The sequence below is a fragment of the Deltaproteobacteria bacterium genome, from assembly GCA_026388545.1.
In the GTDB taxonomy this organism is placed as follows: Bacteria; Desulfobacterota; Syntrophia; order Syntrophales; family UBA2185; genus JAPLJS01.
The window spans coordinates 22,468-32,924 of record JAPLJS010000089.1; the positions used below are offsets into that span (position 1 = coordinate 22,468).

Sequence of the window (10,457 nt, forward strand, 5' to 3'; positions counted from 1 at the left end):
ACAATGTCACATGATCAATTGATGAGATTAATAGATGAAATTGCTTCGAAATTTTTGTTTTTGGACGATCGGGATATCGATATCCCGACGGCCGGAAACTTGCTCAATCAGCTTGATGCTATTATCAAAGGTACAGAGGTCCTGAAGATAGACCCATTGATGTGTGTGGCTAAGGGGTTGAGTTTGCTTTTAGAAAAGAAGATTCTCGATGAAATCAAAGATGCCGGGGCCGTTTTTACCACCTTCGAAAAAGGTATAACCATGATGCAGGAAATTGAACAGAGTTATGCTAAAACTGGTGGTTATCAGGGCGATATCAACGGCTTCATGGAGTCTGTTTGCCACCTGACGGGCGAAGCCCCACCGGTGATTGAATTTACGCAGAGTACGGTCGAAATATGTCAGGAGCCGGATAGTAAAGTAAGTGCCGGATCGGAAAAAGAAGTTGAAGTTCAGGACGAGTCGTTATTGAGGGATTTTATCATTGAGGGGCTTGAATATATTAACGAAATTGAAATGAATATCTTGTATCTGGAACAGGACCCGGAGAACAAGGATTATGTAAATACCATCTTTAGGCCATTTCATTCCATCAAAGGTGTGGCAAGCTTCCTCAATCTGGAAAATATCCGTGATCTTGCCCATCACCTGGAGAATCTCCTTGACAAGGTAAGAAACAATGAACTTTCTGTGACGCCCCATGTTATCGATGTTATCCTTGATGGGGCTGATGCATTGAAGGCAATGATCGGGCGGCACAGAGATCGACTGGAAGGAAAGACAGTTACACCACTTGAAATCGATATCCCGGCATTGGAGAAACGAATAAAAAGCGTTCAAGAGGGGACTAATGAAAAACCAGAACTGAAGAAGATCGGGGAAATTCTGGTAGAAGATGGTCTCATTTCTGAAGATACTTTGGAGGAAGTGCTCGAAGTTGCGAAAACACCACCTGAGAAGAGGATCGGTGAAGCATTGATAGCTGAGGGGAAAGTGACTCCAAAACAGGTATCTCAAGCACTGAGAAAACAGACGAGCCAGGTAGTTGATACGACTTCAATAAGAGTGGATACGAGGAAGCTGGATGATCTGATCGACATGGTCGGGGAGTTGGTCATTACCCAGTCGATGATCAGGCAGAGTCCTATTGTTCAGTCGAACAAGGAAAGAAAATTCTTTAGAGATATTTCCCAACTGGTCAGTATTACATCCGAGTTGCAGAGGACGTCCATGAGTTTGAGGATGATTCCTATAAAGCAGACTTTTCAGAGGATGTCGCGTTTGGTGAGAGATCTTTCAAAATCTGCCGGAAAATCGGTCAATGTGTTTACTGTTGGTGAGGATACGGAAATAGACAGGAATATGACGGAGGAGATTTATAATCCCCTTGTCCATCTGATCAGAAATGCGGTGGATCATGGCATCGAACCTCCGGAGGAGCGGATAAAAGCGGGCAAGAGGGAAACAGGTACGATTCAACTGAAAGCTTACCATAAGGGCGGTAACATCATGATCGAGATATCCGATGACGGGAAGGGATTAAATAAAGAAAAGATACTCAAGAAGGCCCTTGCTAACGGAATTATTGATTCTGCAACAGGTTTTTCAGATCAGGATATATACCGCTTCATCTTACTGCCCGGGCTTTCAACAGCTGATAAGGTAACGGATGTTTCCGGCCGGGGAGTTGGCATGGATGTAGTAAAGCAAGCGGTAGATAAGTTAAGAGGAAAAATAGAGATCAACAGTCATTATGGGACAGGAACGACGTTCGTGACGAGCTTTCCTCTGACGCTTGCCATTATAGACGGAATGATTGTAAGGGTGGGACGTGAAAAATACATCGTTCCAACTGCCACAATCAGGAGACTGCTACGTCCCGCAAAAGAAGCATACAACAGTGTCATCGGTCGGGGCGAGGTTGTAAATGTCATGGGTAAACTGCTGCCTCTGGTTCGGCTGCATGACTTATTTGAAATAGAACCTGATTGCCGGAATCCCTGGGAAGCAACAGTTGTAGTTGTAGAAGGTGAGAACAAATCCAAGTGCCTGTTGGTAGATGAGATCATCGGTCAGGAAGAGGTTGTTATCAAAGGTCTCAGTGAAAGTTTAAGGCATGTAAAAGGGGTTTCCGGCGGCGCGATCCTGGGAGATGGAAACATAGGACTGATACTGGATACGGAAGGTTTATTCGAATTGAGCGAGATGTAAGGTTTAGATGAAAAAAAGAGTAAATTGATCATAAACGGGAGGGAGCATTATGGATGTTAAAAAAATCAAAATCCTGGTAGTCGATGACTTTGCAACAATGAGAAAGGTTATCAGAAACCTTTTGAAACAGTCCGGTTTTGAAAATGTTACCGAGGCCGAGGACGGCGTGGTGGCCCTGAATATATTAAAGACGACGAAAGTGGATTTTGTTATCTCTGACTGGAATATGCCCAATATGACGGGAATTGAACTTTTAAGGTCGGTCAGGGCGGATGCTGAATTAAGCAAAACACCTTTTCTTATGGTTACAGCAGAATCCCTTAAGGAAAATGTCGTGGAAGCGGTTAAAGCCGGGGTCAGCGATTATATCGTGAAGCCATTTACGCATGAAGTCCTTGGTGAAAAAATCGATAAGATCATGAAGAATGTCAACTGATTTTGAAAGGTGAAGAGTCATGGACGTAAAATTTATAAATCCCTTTTTAGGGGGGACCGTTGAGGTATTAACAACGATGGCCTTTGTAAATCCCAAGCCCGGCAAGCCGTATCTTAAAAAAAACAATTTAGCCAAGGGTGATGTTTCCGGGATTATCGGCATTACGGGAACGATAAGGGGTTCGCTTGCTTTGAGTTTCAGTACGGGCAGTATACTTAAAATAGTATCAAACATGCTGGGTGAGGAAATCACATCAATCAACGGCGACATCAGGGATGCTGTTGGGGAAATCACGAATATGGTATCCGGTGCGGCAAGGAAAAGAATAGAAGCGATGGGGTATAGTCTAGCTGCCTCCATTCCGACCGTCGTTTCCGGTAAGGAACACTCAATTATGCATGTGATGGGTGGTCCCAGTGTCGTTATTCCTTTTGAAATGGAAGGAGGTTCTTTCGTGGTGGACGTCTGTATGGGCGATCCCCAGTGATGAATTTTTTTATTCGGCAGGGAGAACCGCTTTTACTGCTATTTGAGGATTAATCAGGTCTTGATCGGGATTAGAGCATGGATTACACTAATGATAAGAAGTATCAAGATGCGAGGGAATATGCAAGAGTAACGGCATATCTTCCCTTAGAGGTTCGTCTTATTCCACCTGAAGAACGCGAAGTTCACATATCTCGAATTTCCGGAGGGGCAGTATTAAGTGATTTTGCTCAACCGCCCGACCTTGATGACAAACTCCTGGCGCAATGGTTTAATATGTTAAACGCAAAACTTGATTCCATTATCAATTCCCTCTCAGTTGAACGTGAGGGCTTCAGCTCTTTAATCTTTCAAATGGTTACGATAAGCGGCAGCGGGATGGGTTTCGAGTCCAAAAAAAAGTACAATAAAGGAGATATCCTTGAAATAAAGATTTTACTTTACATGTATCCGCATGTGACTCTTTGTGTATATGGAGATGTGGTCAATTCTGAGCAGGACGGCGATAGCTTCAAGACGTCCGTCAAGTATACTCAAATGAGTGATGATATAAGAGATGAGATCATAAAGTTTGTTTTTCAAAGACAGAGGGAACTCCTCAGTGCGAAAAGAGGATGAATTTACATTAATATATGATAGCTATAATAGGATTCATCGTTGTTACAGTCGCCATTGCTGCCGGCTATCTCATGGAGCATGGCAATCTCGCTGTTCTGTTCCAGCCTGCCGAGATTGTTATTATCTTTGGTGCGGCTACCGGGGCTTTTCTGATTGCATCGCCCATTAAGGTAGTTAAGTCAACAATAGGTAGTGTTGCAAAGGTATTTACCAACAAGCCTTATGTAAAAAATGATTACCTGGACATTCTGATGTTATTGAGCGAGATATTTTACAAGATCAGAAAACAGGGACTCGTGTCAATAGAAGGCGATGTTGATGATCCAAAAGAAAGCTCGATTTTTAAGAATTATCCGAAAATCCTTAAAAACCACCATGCCATTACCTTTATTACGGATACACTGAGAATGGTCATAACGACAACGATCGAGCCGCATGAGCTTGAATCATTAATGGAAACAGAGCTGGAAGAACATCATGAGGATGCTTTGATACCTGCAAAGAGCCTAACGACTACAGCAGATGCCTTACCAGGATTAGGTATTGTGGCCGCCGTATTGGGGGTTGTCTTGACCATGGGGAAAATAGGTGAGCCCCCCGAGGTTTTAGGACACAGTATTGGGGCGGCGCTGGTCGGCACATTCCTTGGTGTTCTCATGTGCTATGGTTATGTGGGACCTATGGCAAAAAACCTGGAATTTATTGCCCAGGAAGAACTCCAGTATTTGAATGTCCTGAAAATTGCCCTCAAATCATTTGTCAGCAATAATGCAGCGCCCATGGTTGCAATTGAATTCGGCAGAAGGGCGATTCCGGCAAAACAAAGACCTTCCTTTGTAGAGGTTGAAGACGCTGTACGGAAGGTAAGAAAATAATGGCTGACGAAGCCGTCTGGTTTTATCAAGATCGACATTTTGCGGGATTATCATGGCTGAGAGATTAAGACCTATCATTGTTATCAAAAAGATAAAGAAACATGCGGAACACCACGGTGGGTCGTGGAAAGTCGCCTATGCGGACTTTGTTACGGCCATGATGGCATTTTTTCTGCTGCTGTGGTTGTTGTCGATGGTTTCTCCTGAAAAAAGAATCGCATTATCTCAATACTTCAAAGAATTCAGCATCTTTAAGGAAGAAGGAGAAAAGGTTACCAAGGGAGGGTTGGGAATTCTTGATCAAAAGGGTATTGGTAGCGTGCGCGGTATTGCACCGGGAAGAATGCAAGGGATGTCTCCCGAGAAATTGAAGGGAAAGATTAAGGCAGCGGTGGAAGCAAACCTGAAGACATTGAAAGATCAGGTTCTCGTTGATGTTCGTGAAGGGACAGTGAGAATACAGATTGTTGATAACGAGGGAAGTCAAATGTTTCTTTTGGGCAGTGCAAATCCCACTGAAAAAGCCTTGGAAATATTGTCGCTGGTATCTGAGACGATAAAAGATACACCAAATAGAATTATTGTTGAGGGGCATACCGATGCCCTTCCTTACAAAGGAGGTGAAACGACGAACTGGGAGCTCTCTACCGCCAGGGCTTCAGCGGCAAGGCGTGTTCTGGAAAACGATGGAATAACACCGGACAGGATTGCAAAAGTAATTGGATATGCGGATAATGAACTGCTCATCAAACTCTATCCGAATGATCCTCGAAACAGAAGGATAAGTATCATCCTGCAGCCGGTTCAATATACAAATACCATACAGACTTTAAATAAATAAGGGCAGGACAGGTTTTACAGGGGTGATCGATATACTGCGCCGATAAACTGTAGCTTTATACGAAACCGTACGCCTTTAATCCGTTTTGCGACTTTTTTTAAGATCATCAATGATAGCGCTTCCGCCAGCGATCGAGCTTTTCAAATGCATCATCAACCGCCTTCAAAAGTATATCGGTCTTTGCCGGTTTTTTGAAAAAGTCATCGAATCCTGCCTCCCGACATTCTTCGATTTCGTATAATGCCGCCCAGCCTGTCATTGCGAAGATAATGGTGATGGGGTTATTTTTTTTGATTTGCTTGCATAATTCTATACCGTTCATGCCGAAGAGCTTAAGATCCAGAAATATTACCTTGATGTCTTCTTCCTTCAGAATATCAAAGGCCTGTTCAGCTCCGTCTGCCAGTCGGACATCGTAGCCTGCATTACTGAAAGTATCTTTCAATAAATCCCGAATCGATACTTCGTCATCGACTACCAGTATTTTTCCACCCATCAAAGTTCTCCTTGATCCTCAGTATGCCGGAGTTATTATAGTTCTATTTCCATAGTATCGGTTGTTATAAATGCATTCTTAAATATTTTCTGGGCTATCCTCTCTGATTCTTTCCTTTCCGCTATGGTTTTATACGTTTTGCGTCGAAATGAACGAGAGCCAGACGTTTTGCATCAGCTTCTCCGGCGATTCTTGCAGCAGTTTCCGGGTTCAGATGGGGCCAGTTTTCAGAAAACTGACCACTTTTATATGCGCATTCGGCGATCAGGAGATCTGCCGATCTTGCCAGAAGAGGAGCATTATCACAGTAACCGGTATCGGGGCAGTAACTGATTACCGTATCTTCTATTTCAATCCTGTATCCTAAAGTTAGTGAAGGATGAAGGAGCGGCCTGGATTCAACTCTGAACGGAAGCTTGATATGCTCTTCCGGCAACTCATATATAATTACTGCATAGGGGAGTTGTGAGAAGGGTGCCGTGAAAGGTTTATTGATAAATATTCCCAGAATATCTCTTGTTCCGGCAGGACCGCAGATGGTCAGACCATGGGAGAAATTGAATTTCATCAGGGTGTGTAAGCCCACAATGTGATCTAAATGAAAATGGCTGAGGAATAAGTAGACGGGCTTCTTAATTCCTTCAGGGATATACTGGTCAATTTTATAAAGTCCGTTTCCGGCATCAAGGATAATCTCATAATCCTTTGTTCTTATGAGAATGCAAATGGTATTTCCGGTGTCAGTATCATACCAGCCGTTTGTACCTAGGAAGATCACTCTCATGCGTCCATTCCCAACCTTTCAAGCCCCCAGGATCTTTTTTTTTGCTTTGTCGAATATATTTTTCTGAAAACCGGGGTAACCGGGAATAGTCTGGTTCAAATACTTATTGATATACTGACTGTCATAGAGCAGCATTCTTTCAAATTCTTCTGCTTTACCATATTTTTCCAAATTATTTTTAACCTCATGGCAGAAAATTTCTTCAAGTCGGCGTGCATAATCTTTGGTAAGCTGTCTCAGGAATTCCTGGTCGTTTCCTTGTAATTTACCTTCCTGGAACATTTCGCGAATCCATTGTCGTGCAGTTTCTTCAAACATGTGCGTATCCCCAAAAAATACCCCAAAATATGTAGATTTTTGTGGTATTGAGAAACAAATGGTATGGATTTATTTATCTCTTTTCACCGTCGAATTCAGGAGATTCCACGTCAATAAAGATTCCCTCAGTGCCGGCAGGAGATACATCAACCCTCTCCTCGCGCCTCCCGGGGTCATCAGTGTTATATCCTTGCCAATCAATCCTGAAATGTCTGTCTTTACATTGTTCCTTGCGATTCATCTTTAGTGTGTTTCATGGTTTATATTAAGGTTTCATCATATGGAGGATGATAACTTTTTTAGTTTAAGGATGTTCAGTTTCTCAACACCTCTTGTGTCATATAATTTTCTGAATCTCAGAAGTTCCTTATACATACTTTACCATTATTAATAAAGTTAAGTATAGAAAAGTGATAGATGGTTGTCAATGATAATCCGGTGTTATTTTAAGACAATACTTGTGGGATGCAATTCCGGTCAAGAAAAGGTTTGGTTCAGTATCCAATGTATGAAATATAATTTTTCGCTTGTAGAGAGGTAAGACGCTTTCATTTTTATAGAATCATTCTTAGTTCTGTGGTATGAAAAAAAAGCATTTCACTACAGATGAGACAAATCGACCTGTTGTCTGAATCGGTAATGGAAAACCATCAGACTCAAATAGTATCAATACAATCTATTTTTTTGCGCTCAGAACCATAATTCCAGGTACTGCAAAGGTACTGCAAAGGAGACTTTTGTAGGGACAACCGGCTGTCAAAAATGCCATGAGAAGGAGGGGAGTCATGTTGGCTTTAGAAGGTATCAGGGTGTTGGATCTTTCAAACTATGTTCCCGGCGCCCTTTGTACGATGATCATTGCGGATTTCGGAGCCGAGGTCATCAAGGTTGAGCCTGCCAAACCCTTTCCGCTGGGAGAAATGGGATATTCACCGAAGGGGGAGGATAAGAGAAAAGAAGCGGCTTATTTCGCACTCAACCGGAATAAGAAGTGCATTGGTCTCAATCTCCGTTCGGAGGCCGGTCAGCAAATTTTTTACCGAATGGCGAAGGAAGCTGATGTCGTCATCGAAGGCTACAGACCCGGTGTAGTAGACAGGCTCGGCGTCGATTACGAGACCATCAGAAAAATCAATCCAAGGATCATCTACTGCTCACTCAGCGGATACGGGCAGGACGGCCCTTACCGTCTCCTGTCGGGACATGATATCAATTACATCTCTATCGCCGGCGTCCTGGGTCTCCTGGGAACAAGGGAGGGTCCGCCGATGATTCCTTTGAATTTAATTGCAGATTTTGCCGGTGTTTCTCTCTATGGAGCTATTGGAATCCTCCTCGCAATCCTGGCGAGAAACAAAACGGGGGAAGGGCAGTACATTGACCATACTTATTTGGAGGGGGCTGTTCATCTTATGACATGGTTTACTCATCGCTATTTCATGGATGGAACGATGCTGAAAAGAGGGGAATCCTGGGCTCACGGCGCCTACCCGTACTACGGGGTTTATAAGACGAAAGACGGGGGATATCTCAGCATCGGATGCCTGGAGCCGCATTTCTGGGACAATCTCTGCGACGTGCTGGGCAAAGAGGAATTCAAGGCGTACAAGTGGGATATGGAGATGACTTACCGTCCGCCTGATGAAAAGCATGATGAGATACGGACCTTCCTGGAACAGACCTTTCTCACGAAGACGAGGGATGAATGGTTCGACACTCTCGCCGGGAAGGATATTCCCGTGGGCAAGGTGTACTCGACAGATGAGGTTTTTACCGACCCGCAGATTGTGCATCGCAAGATGGTAATTGAGGTTGAACACCCGACGCTGGGGAGTGTCAGACAGATCGGCATCCTTCCCAAGCTTTCGGAAACCCCAGGCCGGGTGAGAAGTTTGGCCCCTATGCATGGAGAGCATACAGATGCGATTTTAAAAGGGCTGGGCTACGGCGATGAGGAGATAGATACGTTTCGGCGGGAAGGAAATGTGGGATAATTGAATTTCCAGAATGGAGCATTTTAAATGTCTGAAAAATTAACCGGCAAGAAGTCGCTTCGATCGACATCAAGTTCTGAGAACATATCCAGAGAGCGCAGAGAGGCGGAAGAAAAGCTGCGTGAGAATGAGCAGCTTTTTAGAAGCCTGACGGAAAAATCCTTTGCTGCCGCATTCATCGTGCAGGATGGAAAATTCCGCTATATTAACACCAGTGCAATTGCTTATGCCGGTTATACTGCGGAAGAGCTCATAGGCCGGGATTCCGATATCATCGTTCATCCGGACGATAAGGAAATGGTTAACGAGAAAGCCCGTGAGATGCTGCAGGGGAGAACCTCTACACCTTACGAATTCAGGATGGTAACCAAACAGGGTCGGATCAGGCTGATAATTCAAATAGTTTCTCCTATCCAATACGATGGTAAGCCGGCTATCCTCGGTAATGCCATAGATGTCACCGAGCGAAAGCAGGCGGAGGAGGCGCTGCGGGAGTCGGAGAGACGGTTAGCGGATATTATTGATTTCCTGCCGGATGCGACGCTTGCGATTGACCGGGAGGGAAAGGTTATTGCCTGGAATCGTGCCATAGAGGAAATGACAGGGGTTAAGGCTTCCGAAATGCTGGGAAAAGGAGACTATGAATATGCCCTGCCGTTCTATGGTGTACGAAGACCCATCTTGCTCGATTTAGTACTGAAACCGGATCAAAAAATTGAACAGAGTTATTATTCTATCCTCGAGAAGCAGAAGGATATTCTTATTGTGGAGACGTGGGTTCCTTTTTTAAAGTGGAAGACGGCCTTTCTCTGGGCAAAGGCAACTTTCCTTTATGACAGCAAAGGGGACATCGTGGGCGCCATTGAGTCGATCCGCGACATTACCGAGCGCAAGCAGGCGGAAAAGATGCTGCAAGAATCGGAGGAAAAATACCGCTCCCTCGCATTCACTGTTGACCTGATGTATCTCATTGACAGAGATTGCAGGTATCTGTTCATGAATGAAGGATATCTGTCAAGGCTTGGGATACCATTAGAAGACATGAAAGGGAAATTCTACAGGGAGTTCCATCCCGATGATGATTCGAGAGTGTTTGAAGAAACTGTAAAACGTATTTTCAAAACGGGCCAATCCGTCCAGCATGAACATAAGAGTGCAAGAGACGGCAGATATTTTCTACGGACATTGAGTCCCGTTAAGGATTCTGATGGGAGAACAACGGCCGTAACGGTAGTATCCAAAGACATTACCGAGCGCAAGCAGGCGGAAGAGGCGCTGCGGGAGTCGGAGAGACGGTTAGCGGATATTATTGATTTTCTGCCGGATGCGACGCTCGCGATTGACCGGCAGGGAAGGGTTATTGCCTGGAATCGCGCTATAGAGGAAATGACAGGGGTT

General features: G+C 44.3%; 12 protein-coding genes. 8 read left to right on the forward strand and 4 right to left on the reverse strand.

Annotation, left to right across the window (positions count from 1 at the left end; translation table 11 throughout):
- Positions 1-3 precede the first annotated feature (3 nt).
- The 6 genes from NTW12_10850 (at position 4) to NTW12_10875 (ending at position 5,467) form a co-directional block, all read left to right on the forward strand.
- Entirely contained in the window at positions 4-2,211 is a 2,208-nt protein-coding gene (locus NTW12_10850) for a chemotaxis protein CheA (GenBank protein MCX5846834.1), read from the forward strand.
- A gap of 49 nt (positions 2,212-2,260) precedes the next feature.
- Positions 2,261-2,647 carry a response regulator gene (locus tag NTW12_10855; GenBank protein ID MCX5846835.1) on the forward strand — a complete coding sequence of 129 codons (387 nt, stop codon included), beginning with the start codon at positions 2,261-2,263 and terminating at the stop codon, positions 2,645-2,647.
- Positions 2,648-2,666: 19 nt separating this feature from the next.
- Entirely contained in the window at positions 2,667-3,134 is a 468-nt protein-coding gene (locus tag NTW12_10860; protein MCX5846836.1) for a chemotaxis protein CheX, read from the forward strand.
- 77 nt (positions 3,135-3,211) lie between these two features.
- Positions 3,212-3,751, forward strand: coding sequence for a PilZ domain-containing protein (locus NTW12_10865; GenBank protein ID MCX5846837.1), 540 nt, complete (start codon positions 3,212-3,214; stop codon positions 3,749-3,751).
- Between the two features lie 14 nt (positions 3,752-3,765).
- On the forward strand, positions 3,766-4,626 hold the full coding sequence (gene motA / locus NTW12_10870; GenBank protein ID MCX5846838.1) for a flagellar motor stator protein MotA: 861 nt from the start codon (positions 3,766-3,768) through the stop codon (positions 4,624-4,626).
- 52 nt (positions 4,627-4,678) lie between these two features.
- Entirely contained in the window at positions 4,679-5,467 is a 789-nt protein-coding gene (locus tag NTW12_10875; protein ID MCX5846839.1) for an OmpA family protein, read from the forward strand.
- 106 nt (positions 5,468-5,573) lie between these two features.
- Here NTW12_10875 and NTW12_10880 read toward each other — a convergent pair whose 3' ends face one another.
- The 4 genes from NTW12_10880 to NTW12_10895 form a co-directional block, all read right to left on the reverse strand.
- A complete protein-coding gene (locus NTW12_10880) occupies positions 5,574-5,963 on the reverse strand; it encodes a response regulator (GenBank protein MCX5846840.1) in 390 nt (129 codons plus the stop codon).
- 121 nt (positions 5,964-6,084) lie between these two features.
- Positions 6,085-6,747: a ribonuclease Z gene (locus NTW12_10885; protein ID MCX5846841.1), complete on the reverse strand. Its 663-nt coding sequence runs from the start codon at positions 6,745-6,747 to the stop codon at positions 6,085-6,087.
- Between the two features lie 18 nt (positions 6,748-6,765).
- A complete protein-coding gene (locus NTW12_10890; protein ID MCX5846842.1) occupies positions 6,766-7,065 on the reverse strand; it encodes a hypothetical protein in 300 nt (99 codons plus the stop codon).
- Positions 7,066-7,138: 73 nt separating this feature from the next.
- Entirely contained in the window at positions 7,139-7,306 is a 168-nt protein-coding gene (locus NTW12_10895; protein ID MCX5846843.1) for a hypothetical protein, read from the reverse strand.
- Between the two features lie 544 nt (positions 7,307-7,850).
- On the opposite strand from NTW12_10895, the gene NTW12_10900 reads away from it, so the two are divergent.
- Together NTW12_10900 and NTW12_10905 are read left to right on the forward strand one after the other, a co-directional pair.
- Positions 7,851-9,059 carry a CaiB/BaiF CoA-transferase family protein gene (locus NTW12_10900; protein MCX5846844.1) on the forward strand — a complete coding sequence of 403 codons (1,209 nt, stop codon included), beginning with the start codon at positions 7,851-7,853 and terminating at the stop codon, positions 9,057-9,059.
- A 27-nt stretch (positions 9,060-9,086) separates the two neighbouring features.
- On the forward strand, positions 9,087-10,457 hold a 1,371-nt coding region (locus NTW12_10905), incomplete at its 3' end, for a PAS domain S-box protein (protein MCX5846845.1).

Excerpts from the sequence above, each read along its gene's own strand:
- NTW12_10885 (MCX5846841.1), bottom strand. The coding sequence starts at position 6,747 with ATGAGAGTGATCTTCCTAGGTACAAACGGCTGGTATGATACTGACACC.
- motA (MCX5846838.1), top strand. The coding sequence starts at position 3,766 with ATGATAGCTATAATAGGATTCATCGTTGTTACAGTCGCCATTGCTGCC.
- NTW12_10850 (MCX5846834.1), top strand. The coding sequence starts at position 4 with ATGTCACATGATCAATTGATGAGATTAATAGATGAAATTGCTTCGAAA.
- NTW12_10875 (MCX5846839.1), top strand. The coding sequence starts at position 4,679 with ATGGCTGAGAGATTAAGACCTATCATTGTTATCAAAAAGATAAAGAAA.
- NTW12_10880 (MCX5846840.1), bottom strand. The coding sequence starts at position 5,963 with ATGGGTGGAAAAATACTGGTAGTCGATGACGAAGTATCGATTCGGGAT.
- NTW12_10855 (MCX5846835.1), top strand. The coding sequence starts at position 2,261 with ATGGATGTTAAAAAAATCAAAATCCTGGTAGTCGATGACTTTGCAACA.
- NTW12_10860 (MCX5846836.1), top strand. The coding sequence starts at position 2,667 with ATGGACGTAAAATTTATAAATCCCTTTTTAGGGGGGACCGTTGAGGTA.
- NTW12_10895 (MCX5846843.1), bottom strand. The coding sequence starts at position 7,306 with ATGAATCGCAAGGAACAATGTAAAGACAGACATTTCAGGATTGATTGG.
- NTW12_10900 (MCX5846844.1), top strand. The coding sequence starts at position 7,851 with ATGTTGGCTTTAGAAGGTATCAGGGTGTTGGATCTTTCAAACTATGTT.
- NTW12_10865 (MCX5846837.1), top strand. The coding sequence starts at position 3,212 with ATGGATTACACTAATGATAAGAAGTATCAAGATGCGAGGGAATATGCA.
- NTW12_10890 (MCX5846842.1), bottom strand. The coding sequence starts at position 7,065 with ATGTTTGAAGAAACTGCACGACAATGGATTCGCGAAATGTTCCAGGAA.